The organism is Pseudomonas sp. Lb2C2 (assembly GCF_052112205.1).
Taxonomy (GTDB): Bacteria; Pseudomonadota; Gammaproteobacteria; order Pseudomonadales; family Pseudomonadaceae; genus Aquipseudomonas; species Aquipseudomonas kilonensis.
Window position 1 is genome coordinate 17,096 of record NZ_JAUTYW010000014.1, and the last position, 22,985, is coordinate 40,080.

The 22,985-nt window shown below is 61.4% G+C and carries 18 protein-coding genes; 6 read left to right on the plus strand and 12 right to left on the minus strand.

Features of this window, described 5'->3' with window-relative positions:
- Positions 1 to 39 precede the first annotated feature (39 nt).
- On the minus strand, positions 40 to 1,920 hold the full coding sequence (locus tag Q7F16_RS29710; RefSeq protein ID WP_079301455.1) for a methyl-accepting chemotaxis protein: 1,881 nt from the start codon (positions 1,918 to 1,920) through the stop codon (positions 40 to 42).
- A 253-nt stretch (positions 1,921 to 2,173) separates the two neighbouring features.
- Between Q7F16_RS29710 and Q7F16_RS29715 the strand changes: the two genes are divergently transcribed.
- The 3 genes from Q7F16_RS29715 (at position 2,174) to Q7F16_RS29725 (ending at position 6,255) form a co-directional block, all read left to right on the plus strand.
- A complete protein-coding gene (locus tag Q7F16_RS29715) occupies positions 2,174 to 2,674 on the plus strand; it encodes a sigma-70 family RNA polymerase sigma factor (protein ID WP_014335956.1) in 501 nt (166 codons plus the stop codon).
- Positions 2,664 to 3,665 (plus strand): FecR domain-containing protein, encoded by a 1,002-nt coding sequence (locus tag Q7F16_RS29720; protein WP_409557293.1) that lies wholly within the window; start codon positions 2,664 to 2,666, stop codon positions 3,663 to 3,665. The genes Q7F16_RS29715 and Q7F16_RS29720 overlap by 11 nt, the downstream gene beginning before the upstream one ends.
- 85 nt (positions 3,666 to 3,750) lie before the next feature.
- On the plus strand, positions 3,751 to 6,255 hold the full coding sequence (locus Q7F16_RS29725) for a TonB-dependent siderophore receptor (protein ID WP_409557294.1): 2,505 nt from the start codon (positions 3,751 to 3,753) through the stop codon (positions 6,253 to 6,255).
- Between the two features lie 152 nt (positions 6,256 to 6,407).
- On the opposite strand, the gene Q7F16_RS29730 is transcribed toward Q7F16_RS29725, so the two are convergent.
- Positions 6,408 to 7,481 (minus strand): fatty acid desaturase, encoded by a 1,074-nt coding sequence (locus tag Q7F16_RS29730; protein ID WP_409557295.1) that lies wholly within the window; start codon positions 7,479 to 7,481, stop codon positions 6,408 to 6,410.
- A gap of 100 nt (positions 7,482 to 7,581) precedes the next feature.
- On the opposite strand from Q7F16_RS29730, the gene Q7F16_RS29735 reads away from it, so the two are divergent.
- Positions 7,582 to 8,586, plus strand: a complete 1,005-nt coding sequence (locus Q7F16_RS29735; protein ID WP_046065601.1) for an AraC family transcriptional regulator — start codon at positions 7,582 to 7,584, stop codon at positions 8,584 to 8,586.
- A gap of 65 nt (positions 8,587 to 8,651) precedes the next feature.
- On the opposite strand, the gene Q7F16_RS29740 is transcribed toward Q7F16_RS29735, so the two are convergent.
- A complete protein-coding gene (locus tag Q7F16_RS29740) occupies positions 8,652 to 9,338 on the minus strand; it encodes a Crp/Fnr family transcriptional regulator (RefSeq protein WP_409557296.1) in 687 nt (228 codons plus the stop codon).
- 87 nt (positions 9,339 to 9,425) lie between these two features.
- On the opposite strand from Q7F16_RS29740, the gene Q7F16_RS29745 reads away from it, so the two are divergent.
- Positions 9,426 to 9,950, plus strand: coding sequence for an Mpo1 family 2-hydroxy fatty acid dioxygenase (locus Q7F16_RS29745; protein WP_409557297.1), 525 nt, complete (start codon positions 9,426 to 9,428; stop codon positions 9,948 to 9,950).
- Between the two features lie 172 nt (positions 9,951 to 10,122).
- Here Q7F16_RS29745 and Q7F16_RS29750 read toward each other — a convergent pair whose 3' ends face one another.
- The 9 genes from Q7F16_RS29750 to dibA all read right to left on the minus strand — a co-directional run bounded on the left by Q7F16_RS29750 (position 10,123) and on the right by dibA (position 21,510).
- Positions 10,123 to 12,300: a GMC family oxidoreductase gene (locus Q7F16_RS29750; protein ID WP_409557298.1), complete on the minus strand. Its 2,178-nt coding sequence runs from the start codon at positions 12,298 to 12,300 to the stop codon at positions 10,123 to 10,125.
- Positions 12,297 to 12,809: a hypothetical protein gene (locus Q7F16_RS29755; protein ID WP_046065597.1), complete on the minus strand. Its 513-nt coding sequence runs from the start codon at positions 12,807 to 12,809 to the stop codon at positions 12,297 to 12,299. Before Q7F16_RS29755 ends, Q7F16_RS29750 begins: the two co-directional genes overlap by 4 nt.
- Positions 12,806 to 14,167: a cytochrome C gene (locus Q7F16_RS29760; RefSeq protein WP_409557299.1), complete on the minus strand. Its 1,362-nt coding sequence runs from the start codon at positions 14,165 to 14,167 to the stop codon at positions 12,806 to 12,808. The genes Q7F16_RS29755 and Q7F16_RS29760 overlap by 4 nt, the downstream gene beginning before the upstream one ends.
- Before the next feature lie 280 nt (positions 14,168 to 14,447).
- A complete protein-coding gene (locus Q7F16_RS29765; RefSeq protein ID WP_046065596.1) occupies positions 14,448 to 15,437 on the minus strand; it encodes a sulfate/molybdate ABC transporter ATP-binding protein in 990 nt (329 codons plus the stop codon).
- Positions 15,438 to 15,440: 3 nt separating this feature from the next.
- Complete coding sequence (gene cysW, locus Q7F16_RS29770; RefSeq protein ID WP_003196505.1) at positions 15,441 to 16,310, minus strand: sulfate ABC transporter permease subunit CysW; 870 nt, start codon at positions 16,308 to 16,310, stop codon at positions 15,441 to 15,443.
- Positions 16,311 to 16,322: 12 nt separating this feature from the next.
- Positions 16,323 to 17,141, minus strand: coding sequence for a sulfate ABC transporter permease subunit CysT (cysT, locus tag Q7F16_RS29775; protein WP_013692011.1), 819 nt, complete (start codon positions 17,139 to 17,141; stop codon positions 16,323 to 16,325).
- A gap of 229 nt (positions 17,142 to 17,370) precedes the next feature.
- Positions 17,371 to 18,384: a sulfate ABC transporter substrate-binding protein gene (locus tag Q7F16_RS29780; RefSeq protein ID WP_079301446.1), complete on the minus strand. Its 1,014-nt coding sequence runs from the start codon at positions 18,382 to 18,384 to the stop codon at positions 17,371 to 17,373.
- Positions 18,385 to 18,410: 26 nt separating this feature from the next.
- Positions 18,411 to 18,593: a sulfur starvation response protein OscA gene (oscA, locus tag Q7F16_RS29785; RefSeq protein WP_003186967.1), complete on the minus strand. Its 183-nt coding sequence runs from the start codon at positions 18,591 to 18,593 to the stop codon at positions 18,411 to 18,413.
- A 1,009-nt stretch (positions 18,594 to 19,602) separates the two neighbouring features.
- A complete protein-coding gene (gene dibA, locus Q7F16_RS29790; RefSeq protein ID WP_409557300.1) occupies positions 19,603 to 21,510 on the minus strand; it encodes a phosphodiesterase DibA in 1,908 nt (635 codons plus the stop codon).
- A 146-nt stretch (positions 21,511 to 21,656) separates the two neighbouring features.
- Here dibA and desA point away from each other — a divergent pair, with 146 nt between their 5' ends.
- Entirely contained in the window at positions 21,657 to 22,841 is a 1,185-nt protein-coding gene (desA, locus tag Q7F16_RS29795; protein WP_409557301.1) for a delta-9 fatty acid desaturase DesA, read from the plus strand.
- Positions 22,842 to 22,985 lie beyond the last annotated feature (144 nt).

A 22,985-nucleotide genomic window follows, 5' to 3' on the forward strand; every position in this document is an offset into this window, starting at 1 on the left:
AGCTTGCTCGCGATGGCGGTGGGTCGGCTTGCGACTGGGTCAGATCTTGAAGCTGTCCACCAGTTGCTTCAGTCGATTGGCCTGTTGCGACAAGGCATCGCAATCCTTCAGGGTTTCATTGAGGTTGGCCACGCTTTGCTGGTTCAGCAGATTGATGTGGCTGACGTCCATGTTGAGGGTTTCAACCACCGCGGTCTGTTCTTCGGTCGCGGCAGCCACCGACTGGTTCATACCGTCGATCTCACCGATGCGCTGCGTCACGCTGACCAGTCGCAGGCCGGCCTGGTTGGCCACTTCCACGCTTTCTTCGCTGGAGGTCTGGCTGGCGTTCATCGTGGTCACCGCTTCACGGGAGCCGACCTGCAGCGAGGTGATCATCTTGTGGATTTCTTCCGCCGACTCCTGGGTGCGGTGCGCCAGGTTGCGCACTTCATCGGCCACCACCGCAAAACCACGGCCGGCTTCACCGGCACGGGCCGCTTCGATGGCCGCGTTCAGGGCCAGCAGGTTGGTTTGCTGGGAGATGCCCTTGATCACGTCGAGGATGTGGCCGATGTTGTCGGTGCTGGCGTTCAGGGTTTCGATCTGGGTGCACGAAAGACTGATCTTCTGCGACAACTCAGTCATGGCCTGGATGGTTTTTTCCACCACTTGGCGACCATCATCGGCCTGTTCGCTGGCACCGCTGGCATGTTGCGAGGCATCTGCGGCATTGCGGGCGATTTCCTGGGTCGCGGCGCCCAACTCGTTGATGGCCGCAGCCACGCTGTTGGTGCGGGCGCTCTGCTCATCCGAGCCGACGAGCGACGCATTGGACGAGGTCATCACCCGCTGCGACAGGTCATGTACCTGGCGGGTGGCGGAAGACACTTCCGAGATCGACGCGTGAATCCGCTCCACGAACTGGTTGAACGAACCACCCAGCACCGCGAACTCATCCTTGCCCTGCACCACCAGGCGCCGGGTCAGGTCGCCTTCGCCCTGGGCGATGTCCTGCATGGCGCGGCCCATGGTGGTCAACGGACGCATCAGTACCTGGATCAGCAGGCTCAGCAGCAACGCAATGGCCGCCACCGCGACAAACATCGCAATCAGCGCAGACGTACGGAACTGGCTCAACGGCGCGTAGGCCTTGGCCTTGTCGATCGACAGGCCGATGTACCACTCGGCGTTCGGCAAGCCAGTCACTGGCGTGAACGAAAGGATACGGTCCTGCCCGTTCAGCTCAACGTCCTGGATACCCTTGCCAATGCGCACCGGGGTACCGGGGTAGATGTCCTTGAGGTTCTTCATCACCTGGTCTTTATCCGGGCTGACGATCACCTGACCGTCACCGCTGACCAGGAACGCATGGCCAATACCACCGAAATCCACGGAGTTGATGATTTTCACCAGGGTTTCCAGGCTCAAGTCGCCGCCTACCACGCCGAGCAATTGGCCGTTGTGCTTCACCGGCAGGGCAACGGTCACCACCAGGCCACCCACCGCCGCCAGGTAAGGCGGGGTCAGCATGGTTTTATCGGCGGTCACCGCCTGTTTGTACCAAGGCCGCTGACGCGGGTCGTAGCCGTCAGGCATTTTGGCGTCCGGACGTTGGGTGAAGACACCGTTGGCCTGGCCCACATAAGTGAACTGGAAGTTCGACGTCAGCGCTGGCTGATCGACCAGCCCTGGCAGATCGGCAGCAGCACCTTGGTGCGCGATGTTTTGCGCCAGGTTTTCCAGCACCAGTATCCGGCCACTCATCCAGTTCTGGATGCTGCTGGCCGTCAGGTCGCCGGATTGCTCGATGGACGACTCAAGGCTGCTGCCGATGGTATTGCGCTGCAAATAATCGTTGTAGAGCGTGAACAGGGCAAAAGCCAGGACCACCACACCAGAGGCGGCAAGAAGGATTTTGTGGCTGAACTTTAGATTCATTGATGAGGCTTCTTATGCAAGGAGTGGGGGTGCATTCCAGGATTGCAACGTTCCATGTAACAGTGCGAGCGGTTATCAACCCGCTCCACTTTGGTGCACACGTACAAGTCTGTCGGCAAACCTGTACAAATAATTAGGGATTCGAAGAAATAGCCGACGGGAGGACACGGCGGGCGAACGGTGGTTGCAAATTCGCCAACGCCTGATGACAATGCGACCTATTATCATTTGTAACATCCAGGCCGTTGCGTCCATGTCATCTCCCGAGTTTGCAGTACAGGCGCTCTACAGCCGTCATCACGGCTGGCTTAATACGTGGCTGCGCACCCGGCTGGGCAATGCCGCCGATGCGGCGGACCTGGCCCAAGACACCTTCGTGCGCCTGTTGCAGCGTAGCGAACGCCTGGAGCTTCGCGCCCCACGCGCCTTTCTGCGCACCATCGCCCAAGGTCTGGTGATCGACCATTGGCGGCGAGAAGAAATCGAACGCGCCTACCTCCAAACCATAGCTCACTTGCCGGAAGCCGAAACCCCTGGCGCTGAAGCCCAGGCCCTGATTCTGGAACTGCTCGAAGCCATTGCCAGAATGCTCGAAGGCCTCAAGCCGAAAGTACGCAGGGCCTTTCTGTTGGCCCAGTGCGAAGGCCTGACGTACAAGCAGATTGCCGAACAGATGGGCATCTCGTTGCGCTCGGTGGAGCGCTACGTCGCCGATGCGCTGTACCACTGCTATGTGCTGCGCTATGAAAGCTGAGCCGGCGGAGCACTTGCAGAGCCGACGCAACGGCCCGTCGCAACAGGTGGTCAGGCAGGCGATAAACTGGCTGCTACGCCTGCGCAATCACACCGCTCACCCGACCTTGCGCCAACAATGCGACACCTGGCGCGCCGCCCACCCGGAACACGAACTGGCCTGGCAACGGGTGCAATCGCTGCACAGCGAATTGACCTCCAACCTGCGGGCAGTGCCCGGTGCCCATATCGCCCTGGACACCCTGGAAAAAAGCGCCCAGCGCCTCAGTCGTCGCCAGGCAATGAAATTGCTGTCGGGCGTCGCACTGGTGGGCGGCGCGGCATGGCTGGGCAAGGACCTGGGCTGGCAGCCGTGGAATGCCGATTTCGTTACCGTCACGGGTGAACGACGAGGCTTCCAACTGCCGGACGGCACGCGGCTCGAGCTCAATACCCACAGCGCCGCCAACCTGGATTTCAGCGCCCGGCAGCGCCTGATTACCCTGGCCCGCGGCGAAATCATGGTCACCTGTGGTCGCGACCCGGGGCGCCCGCTGCGGGTACAAAGCCGGCATGGCCTGTTCGAAGGCCTGGAAGGACGCTTCGTCGTGCGCCAGGACAGCGACTGCACACGCTTGAGCGTCACCCGCGGCCGGGTGGTTATCCGTTCGCACCCAAACAGCGATGGCACCCCCCTCCAGGTCGAGGCCGGGCAAAGCTACCTGATCAGCGCATCGACAGCGACCCTGGTGCCGCCGCTGGACATGGACGCAGGTGCCTGGGCCGACGGCTTGATCGTCACACGCGACATGCGCCTGGAAGACTTTCTCAACGAAGTAGGACGCTACCGCCCAGGCTATTTGAACTGCGCGGCGTCGGTTGCCGACTTGCGCTTGTCGGGGGTTTTCCGTTTGGAGGACATCGACAAATTGCTTGCCGTCCTGCCACGCACGCTCCCCGTGCAGATCCGTTATCGAACCCGTTGGTGGATCACGGTGCAGCGCCTGGCTTGATTTTTTTTGGCGGGTTTCAGGCCGGCGTCCGGCTAGGACAGTAAGCACCCCTTATCTGCCTTCAGCGACTCCAACGGAACCTACAATGACTGAGCGCTTGCTTCTCAAGAACCCCTTCGGCTTCTCTGTGCAACCGGGCCTGTTGCGCCAGGCTATTCATGCCGCGCTGTTCTCCACTGCGCTGGGGGTCAGCGTCGTGCCGATGCTCGCGCTCGCCGCACAAAGCGGCGTGACCGCCAGCCGTCAGAGCTACAACATCGCCCCCGGCCCACTGAGCGACGTACTGAATCAGTTCGCCCGCCAGGCCGGGATCACCCTGGCAAGCACGCCAACGCAAACCGGTGGCGTGCAGTCCCCGGGGCTCAAGGGTGAGTACTCGCCGGACCAAGCCCTGAGCCAACTGCTCAGCGGCTCGGGACTGGTTGCCGTCAGCCAGGATGGCAGCAGCTACGTGCTGCAAACCCAGACCACTGGCAGCACGATGGAACTGCCGACCACCGACATCAAGGGCTTCGCATTGGGTAACGCCCTGGGCAGCATGGAAGGTTACAACGCCACCCACAGCCAGGTCGCCACCAAGACCAGCACCGCCCTGCGCGAAACCTCCCAGAGCGTGTCCGTGGTCACCCGCGAGCAAATGGACGACCAGGGCGCGCAAACCGTGTCCCAGGCCATGCGCTACACCCCCGGCGTGCTGACCAACCCCTACGGCGCGACCCACCGCTACGACTACGTGGCGATGCGCGGCTTCAACGACGGCTCGGTGGATAACATCTACCTCGACGGCCTCAAGTCCATGGGCGACAGCGGCACCTACAGCTCCATGCAGGTCGATCCGTACTTCCTGGAGCGGGTCGACATTCTCAAGGGCCCGTCCTCGGTGCTCTACGGTCGCAGTTCGCCCGGCGGCCTGGTGGCGCTCACCAGCAAGAAGCCACAGTACGAGGCCTATCACCAAATCCAGGCCACGGTCGGCACCCAGGGCCAACGCGGCATGGGCTTCGACTTCACCGGCCCCGTGGATGACGACAAACGCATCACCTATCGCCTGATCGGCCTGGCGGACACCTCCGACACCCAGTTCGACCACAACAAGGAAAAACGCTTCGCCCTCGCGCCCACGGTGAACATTGATTTCAGCGAGGACACCTCGCTGACGCTCCAGGCCTACCTGCAGCATGACCCCGACGGCGGCTACCACGGTGGCATGCCGGCCGATGGCACCTTGCATCAGCGCAACGGCCGGCGGATCTCCGAAAACTTCTTCGAAGGCGAGCCTGGCGTCGACGGTTACGAACGCGACCAGCAGTCGTTCGGCTACCAGTTCGAGCACCGTTTCAACGATGTCTTCACCGCCCGACAGAACTTCCGCTACCTGGACTCCCAGGTCACCAACGATCAGGTCTACGCCTATGGCTGGACCACGCCCACCAGCAACGAGCTGAACCGCTATTACACCGGCGCCGAAGAAAAGCTCCATTCCTTCATCGTCGACAACATGCTGCAAGCCGAATTCTTTACCGGCGCGACCAAGCACACCGTGCTGATGGGCGCCGACTACCAGCGGCGCAAAACCGTGGTCGACTGGACCAGCGGCAGCCTGGCGCCAATCAACGCCTTTGACCCGGTCTACGGCAACTCGGCCATCACCTACTTCAGCCCCACTAGCTACCTGCGACGCCTGGAGCAGACCGGCGTGTACCTGCAAGACCTGATCGAAATGGATAAATGGCGCTTCTCCCTCGGCCTGCGCCAGGACTGGGTCCAAACCTCGGATGAAAACCGCATCGCCGAATTCGGCCGCCCGGAAGGCACCGAGATCAATGACAAACGCACCAAGCTCACGGGCCGCGCCGGGGCGTTGTACCTGTTCGACAACGGCATGGCGCCGTACATCAGCTACTCCGAGTCGTTCAACCCGAACTCCTACGCCGACAGCGCCGGCAACCCGCTGCCGCCCACCGACGGCAAACAATGGGAACTGGGCCTGAAGTACCAGCCACCGGGCACGGATGATTTGTACACGGCCTCGCTGTTTCGTATCGACCAGGAAAACCTGGCGACCAAGTTGCCTCAGGAAAACTTCTACCGCGCCGTCGGTGCCGTGCGCTCCCAGGGCCTGGAACTGGAAGCGCACCTGCAGTTGACCGAACAATTCAAAGTGCTGGGCAGCTACACCTTCACCGACATCGAATATTCGAAATCGATGGTCAGCACCCTCAGCACGCCCACCGACATCATCGAAAACAAGGGCAACTCACCGACCCAGGCCCCGCGTCACATGGCTTCGGTCTGGGCTGACTACAGGTTCGACAGCGGTTCCCTCGACGGCCTGCGCCTCGGTGGCGGCGTGCGCTATGTCGGCTACAGCTGGGCCGATGCGGAGAACACCATGAAGGTGCCGTCCTACACATTGTTCGATGCCTCGGTGGGGTATGACCTGGGCAAGGTCGGCTTGAAGGGCGTGGATGTGCGCCTGAACGCGAACAACCTGACCAACGAAACCTACGTCGCTTCGTGCGCCAGCCTGAGCTATTGCTACATGGGTGAAGAGCGCAATGTGGCGGCGACGGTGAGTTACCAGTTCTGACCTGTTCCCAGTCTTAACGCATACCATTGTGGCGAGGGAGCTTGCTCCCGCTGGGCTGCGCAGCAGCCCCAAAAACCTGGGCCGCTTCGCGTCCAGCGGGAGCAAGCTCCCTCGCCACAGGTTTCGCGTTTCACCGCTCGAACCGGTATCGATCAGACCCGCACCGCATCCCCTTCCTCCCGCACCACCCCCTCTTCCCGCACAAACCGATTCGCCCGCCCGAATGTGCCAAAGTCATTGAACCGCACACCCATCTCGCGCATCACCTTATGCGCCACCGGCACCGTCAGTTGGCGAATGTAGAACGGCTCCTTCACCACGAAATGATGAATGCCATGGCTGCTGCCGAAGTTGAAGCAGAACGCCTGCAACGGCCACAACCACCAAGGGTTGAGCACCTGGGTCTGCTGGATCACATTGCCCGGCTCAATGTCGCCGTAGTAGTGCATGTTCGAGCTGACAAAATGCAGGCAAAAGGTGCGCAACACGTTCGGCCCGATGATCACCACCGCGGCGATGTCGATTACCTGCATCGTCGCCAGTGTGGTGGCCGACCAGTCAATTGAAGTCCCCAGCAGACTGGCGATGCCGTTGGCCCCATGAAAACCGAGAAACACATACCAGGCGCCCCAATGCAGCAACGCCAGCGGGAAATACACCTTCAGCGTGCGCTTGAGAATGCTGCGCTTGTGCGTCCAGGTCTTGGCCCGCAGCAGGCGGATGAAGGCCGACATCATGTTATCGCCGACCATCAGCAACCGCGCCAGCCCCCAGGGTTCGCCGTTGGTGATAGCCCGCTCCTCCATGTCGGCTTCGCTGCCGGACACCTTGTGATGGTTGAGGTGCAGGTGGCGGCGGATCCACGGGTTGATGGTGCTCGGCCGCGCCAGCCAGACCAAACCCATCATCAGGTTGTGGGGCAGGCGCTGCTTGCGAAAATACATGCTGTGGATCAGGTCGTGTTCCAGCTCGTGGGTCAGGGACGCGAAAAACGCGTTGAGCAACAGGCACGCCCACCCGGCCAGGTAACCGTTGATGTAGAGCAGCGCCGAACCGATCATCCCGACCAGGGCGAATGCCAGGATGCCCGCGCCCAATGCATCCTGGTGGCGCAGGATCGGATAGCACCGACGCAACTCCTCGCCCCGGGCCAGGACCACCTGGCGAATATGGGCCGATCGTTGTTGTGCATTCAATCGCTCGGGGCTTGCGCAAGTGCCGTGCATGGCTTACATCCTCTATTAGAGATGTGCTCATCCTGCCGGGCGTTGTCCCCTGGGATGGTAGCCGTAGACGCCAACCTGTTGACCGCAAGCGCCAATCGTCATGACTGAACCGACCTCCCTCGCCAGCTGGACCCGCGCCCTGCGCAAACAGCTCGATGCGCTGGGCCTGGACAGCCATGCCCTGTGCGTAGAAGCCGGCCTCGACCCGCAATGGATGGACGACCCGAACGCCCGTTATCCGCTCTCGGCCACCACGCGTTTGTGGGCATTGGCCGTGCAGGCCAGCGGCGACCCGGCCATCGGCCTGCGGGTGTCGCGCTTCGTCAGCCCCACCACCTTTCACGCGCTGGGTTACGCTCTGGTGGCCAGCGGCAGCCTGCGGGAAGTGTTCGAGCGGATCGTGCGCTATCACCCGGTAGTCAGCGATGCCCTGACCCTCCAACTGATCCGCGCAGAGGACCGTTATCGCTTTAGCCTCGAGGTGCCGCCGGGCCGACCGGCACCGGCCTTTGAAGCCATCGACGCGTTCACAGCGATTTACGTGCGCACCTGTCGTAACCGTCTCGGCCGTGATTACGCACCACTGGCGGTGTACCTGCGGCGCCCGGAACCGGCGGACCCCAGCCCCTGGCACAAGGTATTCCGCTCGCCGGTGCATTTCGGTGCCGACCAGGATTGCCTGGAGTTCAACCTCAGCGACTTCGACAGCCATCTGGACGATGCCAACCCGGAACTGGCTGAACACAACGAAACGGTGCTCGAGCGCACCCTCGCCCAGCTCAAGCCACTGACTTGGGAACGCAAGGTACGCGCGGCCATCGAAGCCCAACTGCCCGAAGGCGAGCCCAGCGCCGAACGCATCGCCCAGGCCATGCACCTGAGCCTGCGCAGCCTGCAACGGCACCTGGCCGACGAAGGCTGCCGGTTCGACACACTGCTCAACGAGTGCCGGGAGAATCTGGCACTGCTGCACCTGCGGGATCCGAACTGCTCGCTGAGCGAAGTCAGTTATCTACTGGGCTTTGCCGACGCCAGCAGCTTCAGCCGCGCATTCAAGCGCTGGACCGGGATGACGCCGGGGCAGTTTCGGGATGGGTTGCGCTAGGGGCTTGCGGTGCCTGGGCTGGCCCTATCGCGAGCAGGCTCGCTCCCACAGGATTCAGGCCGGACTCAGATGGTGGTCAGGGCCCGCAACCGCTCGATGTCGAGGATTTCGATCTCGCCGTAACCCAGGTGCAGGATGCCTTGGGCCTGCAGGTCCTTGAGGATCTGGTTGGTGGTCTGGCGTGACAGCGCAAGCATCAGCGCCAGTTGTTCCTGGGGCAGTTGCAGGACCCGCCGCGGCGGTTCGATTTCGCCGTAGCCTTCGGCGATCATCAACAGGCGGTGGGCCAGGCGGGACGGGGCGGGCATCAGGCTCAGGTGCTCGAGGTTGATGAAGGTCAGGCGCAGTTTGTGGCTCATCAACAATGCCAGATGCCGCCAGTAGATCGGCTGGTCTTGCAGCAATGCCAGCAACGACGCCTGGGGCACGTGCAGCAGCGTACATTGACCGACAACCACCGCATCATGAGTGCGCGGCTGGCCATCGAACAGGCAGATTTCACCGAACCAGTGGGGCGCCTCCACCACGCTCAGCAATGCCTCCTTGCCCTGTTCGTTCACTGCACCGACGCGCACCGCGCCTTCCAGCACGGCATACAGCCCGCACGGTGGGTCGCCGCGCTGGAACAGCCGATGCCCCGGCGGCAGGCGGCGCACCCGCGCCATGCCCAGCAGACTATTCTGTAACTCAGCAGGCAGATGGCTGTACCAGTGGCTGGCCATCAGGTGTGAGTGCCAGGGATGCGAATTCATGGAAACTCCGGGACAAGTGTCGGCTAACTGACAGAACGCCTTGTGGTACCTGGGCATCATGCAGGCATCACCTCAGGAGGAACAACAATGAAAAGCCTCGTCGACCATCTCAGTCAATACGCTGCCTATCACCGCGACCCGCGCAACATCGCCAGCCATTTCATCGGGATTCCGCTGATCTTCGTTGCCGTCGCCGTGCTGCTGTCACGCCCAGGTTGGCCAGTGGGCGCGGTCCTCGTGTCGCCAGCGCTGCTGGTAGCGGTGGCCAGTGCCTGGTTCTACCTGCGCCTGGAGTTGCGCCTGGGGGCGCTGATGACGGTGCTGCTGGGCCTGGCGCTATGGCTGGGCCAGGTACTCGCCGCGCAAAGCACCCTGGTGTGGCTGGGCAGTGGCCTGGGGATGTTCGTGGTGGGCTGGGTGATCCAGTTTGTCGGCCACTACTACGAAGGCCGCAAGCCGGCGTTCGTCGACGACCTCACCGGGCTGATCGTCGGGCCGCTGTTCGTGGTGGTGGAAGCGGGCTTCCTGCTGGGGCTTCGCGGCGAACTGAAACGGGCCATCGAAGAACGCGTCGGGCCGGTGGCGTTGCGCAACCAGCGCTCGGCCGCCTGAAAACAACGCCATACCCCGCCTGCCCCCCTTGTTGGAGCGAACCTGTGGGAGCAAGGCTTGCCCGCGATGGCATCGCCTCGGTCTATCAGTTACACCGAGGTGTTTGCATCGCGGGCAAGCCTTGCTCCCACAGGTTCGCTCCCGCAGGAGTTGGACCGTTACCGCTCAAGCCTTACAGCGCACCAAACTCGACCCGTATCGTCAGCGCGCCGGTGTTATCTTTCAAGCCAGACCCGTGCTGCCCGGTCAGGTCATCGTTGATGCACAGTTGCAGTTCCCCTTGCTGGTCGCCCGGAACCTGCCCCAGATCACCCACCAGGAACGGCTTGCCATCATTGCCCACGCGACCGATCAAGGCACCTTCGGCGGCACCGGGCAAGGCATAGCTGCTGTAGTCGATGTGCCTCGAACCGCCATTTCCATCGACATTGCCGCCCTGCGGACTGGCACACCATAGCCCACTGACATAGCGCACCAGGCGCGGTACCAACCCGTTGACCTGCACGCCAGTGCCCTGCCAGGCGATGGTGGATTGGACCTGCATCGTCACCGCCCGCAGGTCATTGGCCAGCGTATCCCCGGCCTGGAACGACAGCGCCGCAATCGTCAGGCTCGGGTTTGAGGTGCCGGTGCTGGGGAACACGCCATCGCCCACCAGAAACAGGTTCTTGTGGTCCCAACTGCGCTGGTACTTGTCCACCACAGACTTGGTGGGGTCATCGCCCATGCGATAAGTCCCCATCAGGTGGCCGGCGCCCTGGAAGCTGTAGGGCACCTTGTCGTACGTAAAACATCCAGGTCCGATGATGCCCGTCAACTCCTGGGCACCGAGCAGCTCCTCGATAATGCGCGTCGCCAGTACTTTCGCCTGCTGGAAACCCTTCATGGTGTACTCGGACAGGTTGTAGTGGATTTCCGGCCGAGGGATGCCGAGCCGGTCCGTGTATTGGGTCGAGGGCACGATGTAGCATTGGGCGTGGTCGGGATCGTCCTCGACCTGCTCGACCAGGAAACCGATCCGGAACTGGCGGGTGAAGACGTCGTTGAGTTTATGTACCAACGCCGTTCCGGATAGCAATTTATTGCTCGGGTTGGCGCCGCCATTGTTCTTCCCGTCGATAAAGTCGGCGACCGTGGTGTAGGGATCACCGGCCGGCCAGTTCCAACCTTCGTTGCCAATCTCGATACGCCACGCCGCACGATCGCTGCGAAAGGCACCGTCGCGCAGGCTTTCGATGCCAGCCGTCGATAGCGGTCCCCGGTAGGGGAAAATCGCCTTGCCCTCGGGCATCAACCCCCACGCCAGATAAATGGGATGGTCAGCCAGGCCGCGACCCACTTGCCCGCTGCTGTTGGCCACGCCGGAGTGCAGTAGCAGCTTCGGTGTTTCGATCGCATGGGCGGCGATCACATAACGTTGTCCTATTGCCACACCGGTTCCAGTGACGGGGCCATCTTCCAATTGATACTGCTTGAACTCGATGCCATTGATATTGCTGTCAGTGCCCACGGTTACTTTGCTGGCCACGGTTCGATAAAGCACTCGGACCTTGCCAGTGTTCAACGCTTTGTTCATGGTCACGGTGGCGTCGTACTTGGCCTGGATTGGGCAGATCGGCGTGCAGTTGGTATTGCCGGCGCATACCCGGCGACCGGCATAAGGTTGAGAGTTGCGCCCGGCCGGCGTCGGGCTGACCACCAGCGGCAAGCTATCGAACGTCTTCCCCGTGACAGCCGTGACAAAGCTGCCATCGACCAGCGACAACGGAATGCTGCGCATCGGGAATGCATAACCCTCAGGAAAGGTCATGCCCAGATAGGCTTGGTCGGCGACGTTGGCCGACACGCCGATTTCCGCTTCCGCCCGGCAATAGGCGCTTTGCAGATCGTCATAACCGATCGGCCAATCCACCCCGACGCCATACTTGGACCGCAGGCGAAAATCGTTCGGCACCATGCGCAGGCAGGTTCCGACCCAATGCCATGTCGTGCCGCCACCCACCCGTTCGTACGTGCTCGTAAAGGGCAGCGGGCCTTTTTGTACCAAGTAGCTGACCGCCGGATTGTTCCAATTACCATTGAGCAGATCGGCAATGGTCGCCCGTGGCGCGTTCAGTTCGGCCGGCCCCTTGAGATGTGGGTCCAGTGTCGTGCTTGGGGGATAAGGGGACTCAGGGGTTTTCAGTGTCGCGGTATAAAAACGCTCCAGATACTGGGCACGATTGACCGGTATCTCCGGCCCCGACTCGAGTACCAGCACATCAATACCGGCCATGCCCAACTGATAGGCAATGATGCTACCGGCCAGACCTGCGCCAACGATCACCACTTCGGCTTGTTCGGTACTCATGACAACGCTCCTTGCTGTCCGTTAGCGGATACGCCGGTCAAATCTTCAAGGCTGGAGGGCGCGCTGTTCCAATACCCAAAAAACGATTCGCTGTAGCCCATCGGGTGAGCCTGGGCGATTTTCCAGGCCCAGCTGTGGATGTAGGCCTGATCGGACACCACCGCCGAATCATCTTTCTTGAAAGGCGCCATATCGAACGGTTGATACCAGACGCCCAACAACCACAGTTTCATGATCGAGCGCGCGGCGAGTACCGTATGTGGAATCGTCGGTTGCATGTTGAATTTCAGTATCTGCTGGGCGATCTGGTCGGGCGGGAAGTGCTCAGCCACCAGGGTGGTGTATTGAGTCAAGAGCGCGTTGAGCACATCGGAAGGAACTCGCGCAGTGACGTAATCGAGAAAGATCGGCGGCAAACCGACCGGGTCGATCTGCGGTGCCAAACGATCCGTCGAGATGCCAATAAGGGCCGAAGACAGGCCTACGAAATTATCCAGATTGCTGCTCATTGCTTGGCTCCTTGTCCACTGGTGGACTGTGCGCGTTCGAGCAAATAGGTGAAATCCGCGAAGCTGGTACGCGGCGACTCGGTGACATGGGTGGCCGCATTGCCGTGGCAAGCCATGCAACTGGAAGACGCCTGGGGCACGGTGCCCTGGATGTAGGTCTCCAGCGTGGCGTTGGCCAGGAACGAGGGCGCAGGACTGCCCAGGGGGTTGGCGGCCGATATCTGGCAGTTCTTGGGCGGGTCTGATGGCCACTGGGTACTGATCAGTTGATAGTTCGCCCAGACGCTCTGCGGGTTCACCGTACGCAACAGGCCTTGATACGTAGCGTTCAGTTTTTTGGTGGCCTCGGTGAGCGGCACGTCGCGCACGATCTGCGAGGGCGTCGCCTTGACCGCCGGGTTCCATGGCCGTGGCGGCGGCTGGTTTATGTCGCTTTTGCTGGCCGCGTTGTAGAACAGATAAGGCCCCGTCCGCTGGGCAACGGGCGTGGTTTTTTCCGGCACGTTTTTCACATGCTCAAAGGTTGACCAGACCCATTGCGCGGCGCTGGTTGTCTTATGGACCATGTGCAATCCCACCAACCCGACTGGCTCGGACAAGCACGACTCCGCGACAATCGGCCCATGGCTCGGGTCGTCGTTCCCCGGGGTGTAGACCAGCGCATCGACGGTGTGAAAGTCCTGGCGATTGTCGTTGGGGCCCAGCACTTTCCACGACGCCTTCACCATCACCGCGCCGACCTGTTTGGTCTCGGTGGAACCGCAGCTGAAGGCCACGGTGTTGTTCGCATTGGCGGCGAAGAACTTCTGCTGGCCTTCGATGCTGTACAGGCCGTTGTCAACGATGCCGTTGAACATCGATTGGTTGACCACGATTTCGTTGCGCGTGTAGGTGCCGTTCTGGTCCACCAGCGGGCCGCTCTCGAAGGGCTGGATAAATTCATCCAGCACATCGGGCACCTTGCCCATTTGCTGCAACAGGCGACCGGGTTTAAGCGACTTGCACGCTTCGGGCAGGGTCGCCTGGGCATTCCAGGGCAACGGGGCCTGGCCCTTGGCGCGGAAAATCTGGTAGCTCTCTTTCCAGCTTTCCCACACCGTGGCGCCATCCTGCTTGCCGATGGGGCTGCCGGTATTGGGATCGCCGTTATCCAGCGCTGGCCAGTTCAGGGCAATGAAGGTCTGCCACGACAGCTCATCGAAATTGGCTTGCAGGCTGACCAGCGAAACGGGGTTGGTCACCGTGACATCGAAGGGTATCTGGGGGGACAACGAAGGGGCGGCGCTGGCGGCCGGAGCCAGCAAGACGCCTAACAATGCACAGCCAAGCGGGCCATGCCGACTGACTTCCGTTCTCATACTCATCTCCTTGGCATCAGGCGCCAGGAGATAACACCGGTCCGTCATTGGACTCTTACTGCCTCCTGGCAAGTCAGAGTCTAGGTAGGGTTTTGGCGGGGAAAAGGCGTTGGCGTAGAACCAATCGAAACAAGGGTGGACGGGGTTATTCAGATTCTGATCAGGGGCCAGTGAGGACGCCATCGCGAGCAAGCTCGCTCCCACAATGGATCTGCGTCACACACAAATCCCCTGTGGGAGCGAGCTTGCTCCGGGCGGCGTTCCGACGATGCTTTTGCTTTTAGAGGTTGGCGACTTTCTGCCAGACCTTCGGCTTGAAGAACAGCGTCTCGCCCTTCGCCAGGCCCACCAGGCTGTCATGGTCCTTCACCACTTCCGCTTCGATCAGCTCGCTCTGGCCTTCTACCTTCAGGGTCACCCGAGTGGTGGCGCCGAGCGGACGGATGTCACGCACTTCGGCGGCGTGGTGGTCTTCCAGCTCCGAGCGCGACAGCGAAACTTCGTGAGGGCGAAACAGCACATGCCGGTCCTCACCCAAGTGCAGGCGGTTCGAGTCGCCGAGGAAGTGGTACACAAAGTCGCTGGCCGGGTTTTCGTAGACGTCGCCGGGCGAGCCGATCTGCTCGATCACGCCTTTGTTCATCACCACGATCCGGTCGGCGACTTCCATGGCCTCTTCCTGGTCGTGAGTCACGAACACCGAGGTCAGGTTGATGTCCTCGTGCAGCCGCGCCAGCCAGCGGCGCAGTTCCTTGCGGACCTTGGCGTCGAGGGCACCGAACGGCTCATCCAGCAGCAGCACCTTGGGCTCCACCGCCAAGGCGCGGGCCAGGGCGATACGCTGGCGCTGGCCGCCGGACAACTGCTCCGGGTAGCGGTCGGCGAGCCAGTCCAGTTGCACCATGTTCAACAGCTCATGGACCTTGGTCGCGATCTGGCTTTCGTTCGGACGCTGGGGCTTGGGCTTCATGCGCAAGCCGAAGGCCACGTTGTCGAACACCGTCATGTGGCGGAACAAGGCGTAGTGCTGGAACACGAAACCGACGTTGCGATCACGCACGTCGTGGCCGGACACGTCCTCGCCGTGGAACACGATGCTGCCTTGGTCCGGGGTCTCGAGGCCGGCGATGATCCGCAGCAGAGTGGTCTTGCCGCAGCCCGACGGACCCAGCAGCGCCACCAGCTCGCCGCTCTGGATATCCAGGCTGATCTCGTCCAGGGCCTTGAAGGCGTGGAAATTCTTGCTGACGTTACGGACTTCGATCGACATGACTTATTCCTCCGCGGCGCTGGCGCGCAGGCGGTTGATTCGGTTTTCGCTCCACTGCTTGAGCAGCAGGATGAAGAGCGCCAGGATCAGCAACAGGCTCGCCACAGCGAACGCGGCCACGTGGTTGTATTCGTTGTAGAGGATCTCGACGTGCAGCGGCAGGGTGTTGGTCACCCCGCGAATGTGCCCGGACACCACCGACACCGCGCCGAACTCGCCCATGGCCCGGGCGGTACACAGCACCACGCCATAGATCAGGCCCCACTTGATGTTCGGCACAGTGACATGCCAGAACATCTGCCAGCCATTGGCGCCCAGCAGGCGCGCGGCCTCCTCTTCCTGGGTGCCTTGTTCCTGCATCAGCGGGATCAGCTCACGAGCCACGAACGGTACGGTGACGAAGATGGTCGCCAGGACGATGCCCGGCAGCGCAAACACGATCTGGATGTCGTGATCCGACAGCCACGGCCCGAACAGGCCCTGGGCGCCGAACATCAGCACGTAGACCAGGCCCGCGATCACCGGCGACACCGAGAACGGCAGGTCGATCAGCGTCACCAGCATGCTCTTGCCACGGAATGAATATTTGCTAACGCACCACGCGGCACTGACGCCGAACACCAGGTTCAGCGGCACCGAGATCAGCACCGCAACCACCGTGAGTTTCAACGCCGACAGTGCGTCGGGTTCGAAGATCGCCGTGAAAAATGCCCCCAGCCCGAGCTTCAGGCCCTGGGACACCACGATGAACAGCGGCAACAGCAGAAACAGCGCGAAAATCAGCCAGCCAAGGCCGATCAGCACGCGCCGCGACGTCGCACTGCCGCGGCGAGCGGCGTTGGTGGAGGCTGCGGAAATAGACGATTGGGACATGTTCGCGCCTCCTTATGGGGTTTCGATGCGCCGCTGCAACAGGTTGATCAGCAGCAACAGGACGAAGGAAACCACCAGCATCAGCACGCCGATGGAGGTGGCGCCGGTGTAGTCGTATTGGTCGAGCTTGACCATGATCAGCAGCGGCAGGATCTCGGTTTTCATCGGCATGTTGCCGGCGATGAAAATCACCGAACCGTACTCGCCCACGCCACGGGCAAAGGCCAGGGCGAAGCCGGTCAACCAGGCCGGCAACAACGCCGGCACGAGGATGTGGCGGAACACCTGCCATGGTTTGGCGCCGAGGCAGGCGGCGGCCTCTTCGACTTCACGGGGAATATCGGCGAGCACCGGCTGCACCGTACGCACCACGAACGGCAGCGTCACGAAGGTCAGCGCCAGGGTGATGCCCAGCGGGGTGTAGGCGATCTTGAAGCCCAGGTCAGTGGCGAACTGGCCGACCAGGCCGGTCGGCGCATACAACGCCGTCAGGGCAATACCGGCCACAGCGGTGGGCAACGCGAACGGCAGGTCGATCATCGCGTCGATGATCTTGCGGCCGGGGAAGGTGTAGCGCACCAGCACCCAGGCCAGCAGCGTGCCGATCACGCCGTTGATGATCGCGGCGTACAGCGCGGTGCCGAAACTGAGTTTCAAGGCCGCCAGCACACGCGGCGCCGAAATGATCGCCCAGAACTGTTCCCAGGTGAGTTGGGCGGCATGCACGAACATCGCCGCCAGGGGTATGAGCACAATCAGGCTGAGGTACACCAGGGTGTAGCCCAGCGTCAGCCCGAAGCCGGGTATGACGGGGGATATGCGACGCGACATAAAGGTCCTTGGTTGAGAACAGCAAAGCCCCGACGGTCATTGCAATGCGGTTCACTGGAGAATGAATCCGTGGCGAGGGAGCTTGCTCCCGCTGGGCTGCGCAGCAGCCCCATTTTTGTGAGCGCTTCGCACTCAAGCGGGAGCAAGCTCCCTCGCCACACAGAATTCTTCAAGCCTTGAGTAAACACCATTGCAACAGTAGTCAGGGCCCATTTATGGCCTGCCCAGCTTACTGCGCCTGATAGATCTGGTCGAACACGCCGCCATCGTTGAAAAATTTCGGCTGGGCGCTTTTCCAGCCGCCGAAGTCCTTGTCGATGGTCACCAGCTCCACCTTCGGAAATTGCCGGGCGTACTTGGCGGCCACGTCCTTGTCACGCGGGCGATAGTAGTTTTTCGCGGCGATCTCCTGGCCGGCCGGGCTGTACAGGTGCTTGAGGTACGCCTCGGCGATCTCGGCATTGCCCTTTTTCTCGGCGTTCTTGTCCACCACCGCCACGGGTGGTTCGGCGAGGATCGACAGCGACGGCACGACGATGTCGAACTTGTCCGCACCACCGTCCTCTTTCAACGCCAGGAAGGCTTCGTTTTCCCAGGCCAGCAACACGTCGCCCTGACCGTTGTTGACGAAGGTAATGGTCGAGCCACGGGCGCCAGTGTCGAGAATCGGCACATGCTTGAACAGCGCCTGCACGTATTCCTTGGCCTTGGCTTCGTCACCCCCATTGGCCTTCAGGCCATAGGCCCAGGCGGCGAGGAAGTTCCAGCGCGCACCGCCGGAAGTCTTCGGGTTCGGGGTGATGACCGACACGTCGTTCTTGATCAGGTCGCCCCAATCCTTGATGCCCTTGGGGTTGCCCTTGCGCACCAGGAACACGATGGTGGACGTGTAGGGCGTGCTGGCTTCCGGCAGGCGTGTTTGCCAGTCCGCCGGCAGGGACTTGCCCAGCTTGGCGATTTCATCGATGTCACCGGCCAGGGCCAGGGTCACCACGTCGGCCCGCAGACCATCGATCACCGCCCGACCTTGCTTACCCGAGCCACCGTGAGACTGCTGGATCTTCACGCTGTCGTCCGGGTGCGCTTTCTTCCAGAAATTGACGAATTCGGCGTTGTAATCCTGGTAAAGCTCACGCGTCGGGTCGTAGGACACGTTGAGCAACTCGTAATCCTTGGCGACGGCGGAACCTGCAAAAACAGCACTGGCCAGCGCGGCCAGGGCATAACGACGAATGGACGACATGGTGAAAGCTCCTGGAATTCTTATTTTCAAGACGGCTTATGACTCGGCTGCTGCAGCCGGAATTTTTCCTTGCGCTCGATCTGGACCACCTGGGCGTTGTGCACGGTGATTTCCACCGCCCCAAAACGCAGATCGCGCAATGCGCTCTGGATCTCGCGCAAGATGGTTGCTTCGTCCTGGCCGTCAACGCTACGTAGAGATGCGCTCATGCTGCTGCTCCTTTGAATGAATGCCTGGCAGTGGGCGGCACTGCTTGCGGCGTGGGAGCAATACTAGATAACTGCAGATATTCTTAAAAAGACTATTTAAGAATTTTTATATAACCAAAATTACAGAAAGTAGCCGATGTCCTACGGCAGGGGTGACTGGGGGCTTTTCCCTGCCAACCCCTCGGATATTTCCTTCAAGACGTAGGGCTGTTCGTGAACTAGGCACCCTGGTTTTGCACCGCTAACCTGGGTTCGTCATCGCAAAAAACGGTGACACGGACGTGCAAGTCCGGCGGAGGACACAATTGTCGATGGCTATTCATCGAGCATTTTTTATGCTCGCGAACCGTTATGGCAGCTGTGTATGGGAGACCTTCGGGTCTGCCGGGTACTCCGACCGGTCTTGCACACCTATGCATAGCTGCCACCTCTCTCGACTGTGCAAGCGAAGCGGTGTTGGCTCCTGAAAACTTCGGAGTGCTTTGATGCAAGCTGAACCGGCGCCATCGCGAGCAAGCTCGCTCCCACAGGGGGAATTGGGTTGTCGCGGATATCACAGTCAACTCAAAACAACTGTGGGAGCGAGCTTGCGATAGCGGTGCATCAGTCCCTATCAATGCCAACTGAACAGACGCCTTCGCGAGCAGGCTCGCTCCCACAGTTGGATTGGGATACGGCTGGAGAGATAGGTCGGCTGTCAGGCCGCCTCGCGAGCAAGCTTTGCTCCCACAGGTCCTGCTCAAACAGATCTGAGGGGTGTACGACCGGGAGAACCAGGTCGGCTACTAGGCCGCCTTGTGGTGGACGTTGATCTCGGCGCCCCGTTAACCACGCTGGCCGAGTGAGGGCACACCGAGCCTAAGCGAGGTGCCGAGTGGTGGGGCAAAGCCTTTTTGGTTACTTTTTTGGCGTCCGTCTGAAAAAAGTGACCCGCCGTAAGGGCGGAACCCTAAGCCGCCGTTACCGCAGCAACGGATATACACTCGACCAACATCAATACCCCTGACGATCAAGCAATAACCGGCGCCCGCCCCCAATCCAACTGCGCCGCCGCCACGGGCCGGCCAAACCAGTAACCCTGCCCCAACTCACACGCCTGGCCAAGCAAAAATGCCGCCTGCTCACGCTGCTCGATGCCCTCGGCGTGAACCTGCATGCCCATGCTGTGGGCCAGCGCGATGATCACCCGGACGATCGCCGCGTCATCCTCATCCCACGGCAACCCCGCGACAAAACCCTGATCAATCTTCAGCTTCTGCACCGGCAAACGCTTGAGCCGCAGCAACGACGAATAGCCCGTGCCAAAATCGTCGATGGCCAGGCGCACGCCCAGCTCCCGCAGGCGATGCATCTGCTCCAGCGCCACCTCCGGGTCTTCCATTACCGCGCTTTCCGTCACTTCCAGTTCCAGGCAACCCGGATCCAGGCCCGTGTCATGCAACACCTGGGCGACCTGGTCATACAACTCACGACGGGCAAACAACCGACTCGATACGTTGACAGCGACAAACGACAGCGCCACGCCGGCCTGCTGCCACTGGCACATCTGCCGGCAGGCCTGGTCCATGACCCAGGCATCGACCTGGGCAATCAGGCCGGTACGTTCAGCGATGGGAATGAACTCGGCCGGCGACACCAGCCCCCGCGTGGGATGCTCCCATCGCACCAGCGCCTCGACACCAATCAGACGACTGGTCGCCAGTTCGTGGACCGGCTGGTAGTGAACGCGCAACTCCTGTTGCTGCAGCGCGCGCCGCAGTTCGAAGGCAATCTCGACCCGCTGCTGGGCGTGGGCGGTGAGTTCTTCGGTGTACAAGGCGTAGCCGTCGCGTCCGGCGCTCTTGGCCTTGAACAACGCCGAATCGGCATTGCGCAGCAGTTGCCCGGCGCTCAGGGCATCGCCGGGAAACAGGCTGATGCCGATGCTGGCATTGATGAACAATGCGTGGTCACCGAACCGCAGGGGCTCTTTCAACGCGTCGAGGATGCGCCGGGCCAACGCCGCAGCCTGGCCTGGCTGCGAGCAATTTTCCACCAGCACCGCAAATTCGTCGCCCCCGAGCCGGGCCAGGGTCACGCCCGGCGCAAAAAGCCCGCGAAACCGCTCGGCCACGCCTTTGAGCAATTCATCGCCCACGTTGTGACCCAGGCTGTCATTGATGTTCTTGAAGTGATCCAGGTCCAGCAGCAACAGGGCACAGCCACGCTTGTGCAACTGCGCCGACGCCAGGGCCTGCTCGGTGCGATCGGAAAACAGCAGGCGGTTGGGCAAGCCTGTCAGCGGGTCGTGATGAGCCAGGTAGGCCAGTTCGTGCTCGGAATCCTTGATGGCGCTGATGTCGGAAAACACCGCGACGTAATGGCTGATCTGGCCGTTGTCGTCGCGAATGACACGGATCGTCTGCCATTGCGGGTAGATCTCACCGCTTTTACGCCGATTCCAGATCTCGCCGCTCCACTCGCCCTGGCTGTCCAGGGAAGTAAACATGTTGCGATAGAAATCCGGCCCATGGCGACCAGACTTGAACAGGTTGGGGCGCTGGCCCAGCACTTCGTCCCGGACATAACCGGTGATCGCCATGAAGGCCCGGTTCACGTGCACGATCAGGCCGTGGCGGTCGGTCACCAACACCCCTTCGCGGGTGCAATCGAAGACGGCGGCCGCCTGGCGCAGGCGCTCTCGATCGGCGCCGTGCTCGCCCTTGGCGAAAAAACGCGAGATCCGCGCCCGCGCCAGGAAGATCAACCCGGCGCTGAGCAGGACCCAGGCATAGCCATTGATCAGCAGCCAGCGTTGCCTGTCAGCGAATTGATCGAAGAAACTGCTCAATAAATAACCAATCAGCTGCAGCCAGACGACTGACAACACGAGGTAGAGCAGCGCTACGCGCATGGCACTGCGTTGATAGGCAGGCATTCGGCCATCCATGTCCCTACAGAGAGGTGGGGATTATAGAGGAAGAAACATCCAGCCACTCTTATCTGAAAGGCCGACTGGTTTTATCTGTAGGGCTGGTGATAATGCAACGGCAGTTTCTATCTTTATCGAGGGCCCTACAGCCTATGTGGTACGAAGGTTTTCTTGGCTTGTCGGCCTGGTCACTGGTGGCAGTCACCCTGCTGCTGACCCACGTCACGATCATTGCCGTCACGGTCTACCTGCACCGTTATTCGGCGCATCGCTCCCTGGAGCTCAACGCCGGCCTCAAACATTTCTTCCGTTTCTGGCTGTGGCTGACCACGGCACAGAACACCCGCGAGTGGACCGCCATCCACCGCAAGCACCACGCCAAATGCGAAACCGTCGACGACCCTCACAGCCCGGTCATAAAAGGCTTGTCCACCGTGCTGCGCAAAGGCGCCGAGCTGTATCGCGCCGAAGCGGAAAACCCGGAAACCCTGCGCATCTACGGCAAGAACTGCCCCGACGATTGGATCGAGCGCAACCTCTACAGCCGCTTCCCGCTGCTGGGTGTGGCGATCATGGGCATCATCGACCTGCTGTTGTTCGGCACCATCGGCATCACTATCTGGGCCATCCAGATGATGTGGATTCCCGTGTGGGCCGCCGGCGTGGTCAATGGCCTGGGCCATGCCGTGGGCTACCGCAACTTCGAATGCCGCGACGCGGCGACCAACCTGTTGCCCTGGGGCATCCTGATCGGCGGCGAAGAACTGCACAACAACCACCACACCTACCCCAACTCGGCCAAACTGTCGGTCCGCAAATGGGAATTCGACCTGGGCTGGGCCTGGATCCGGGTGTTCAGTTTCCTGCGCCTGGCCAAGGTCCAGCGGGTTGCGCCGATCGCCCACCGGGTCGAAGGCAAGGGCCACCTGGACATGGACACGGCCATGGCGATTCTCAACAACCGTTTCCAGATCATGGCGCAGTACCGCCGGCTGGTCATCGCACCGCTGGTCAAGCAGGAACTGGAGAAGGTCGATCACTCGGTGCGTCACCAGTTCCACCGGGCCAAACGCCTGCTGTCGCGGGAAACCAGCCTGCTGGATGACCGTCACCATGTGCGCATCCAGAACATGCTCGAACACAGCCAGGCGCTGAAGGTGATCTACGAGAAACGCCTGGCCTTGCAGCAGATCTGGGTCAAGACCAGCAGCAACGGCCACGACATGCTCGCCGCCATCAAGGAATGGGTCAGCGAAGCCGAGGCCAGCGGCATCCAGTCCTTGCGCGAGTTTGCCGACCAGCTCAAGACCTACTCGCTACGGCCTGCCAAGGCCTGACAAGATCACTGTGGTGAAGGGCTCCTGTGGCGAGGGGATTTATCCCCGCTGGGCTGCGCAGCAGCCCCAATACAGTCGATTCAAGTGATCCTGACACACCGCGCCATCAGGTTTCAGGGCTGCTTCGCAGCCCAGCGGGGATAA

Coding starts and splice junctions, on each gene's coding strand:
- Q7F16_RS29745 (WP_409557297.1), top strand. CDS start 9,426: ATGAAAAGCCTCGTCGACCATCTCAGTCAATACGCTGCCTATCACCGC.
- Q7F16_RS29710 (WP_079301455.1), bottom strand. CDS start 1,920: ATGAATCTAAAGTTCAGCCACAAAATCCTTCTTGCCGCCTCTGGTGTG.
- cysT (WP_013692011.1), bottom strand. CDS start 17,141: ATGTCGCGTCGCATATCCCCCGTCATACCCGGCTTCGGGCTGACGCTG.
- Q7F16_RS29740 (WP_409557296.1), bottom strand. CDS start 9,338: ATGAATTCGCATCCCTGGCACTCACACCTGATGGCCAGCCACTGGTAC.
- Q7F16_RS29715 (WP_014335956.1), top strand. CDS start 2,174: ATGTCATCTCCCGAGTTTGCAGTACAGGCGCTCTACAGCCGTCATCAC.
- Q7F16_RS29750 (WP_409557298.1), bottom strand. CDS start 12,300: ATGAGTACCGAACAAGCCGAAGTGGTGATCGTTGGCGCAGGTCTGGCC.
- Q7F16_RS29720 (WP_409557293.1), top strand. CDS start 2,664: ATGAAAGCTGAGCCGGCGGAGCACTTGCAGAGCCGACGCAACGGCCCG.
- Q7F16_RS29730 (WP_409557295.1), bottom strand. CDS start 7,481: ATGCACGGCACTTGCGCAAGCCCCGAGCGATTGAATGCACAACAACGA.
- Q7F16_RS29765 (WP_046065596.1), bottom strand. CDS start 15,437: ATGTCGATCGAAGTCCGTAACGTCAGCAAGAATTTCCACGCCTTCAAG.
- Q7F16_RS29725 (WP_409557294.1), top strand. CDS start 3,751: ATGACTGAGCGCTTGCTTCTCAAGAACCCCTTCGGCTTCTCTGTGCAA.
- Q7F16_RS29780 (WP_079301446.1), bottom strand. CDS start 18,384: ATGTCGTCCATTCGTCGTTATGCCCTGGCCGCGCTGGCCAGTGCTGTT.
- Q7F16_RS29760 (WP_409557299.1), bottom strand. CDS start 14,167: ATGAGAACGGAAGTCAGTCGGCATGGCCCGCTTGGCTGTGCATTGTTA.
- oscA (WP_003186967.1), bottom strand. CDS start 18,593: ATGAGCGCATCTCTACGTAGCGTTGACGGCCAGGACGAAGCAACCATC.
- desA (WP_409557301.1), top strand. CDS start 21,657: ATGTGGTACGAAGGTTTTCTTGGCTTGTCGGCCTGGTCACTGGTGGCA.
- Q7F16_RS29755 (WP_046065597.1), bottom strand. CDS start 12,809: ATGAGCAGCAATCTGGATAATTTCGTAGGCCTGTCTTCGGCCCTTATT.
- Q7F16_RS29735 (WP_046065601.1), top strand. CDS start 7,582: ATGACTGAACCGACCTCCCTCGCCAGCTGGACCCGCGCCCTGCGCAAA.
- cysW (WP_003196505.1), bottom strand. CDS start 16,310: ATGTCCCAATCGTCTATTTCCGCAGCCTCCACCAACGCCGCTCGCCGC.
- dibA (WP_409557300.1), bottom strand. CDS start 21,510: ATGCCTGCCTATCAACGCAGTGCCATGCGCGTAGCGCTGCTCTACCTC.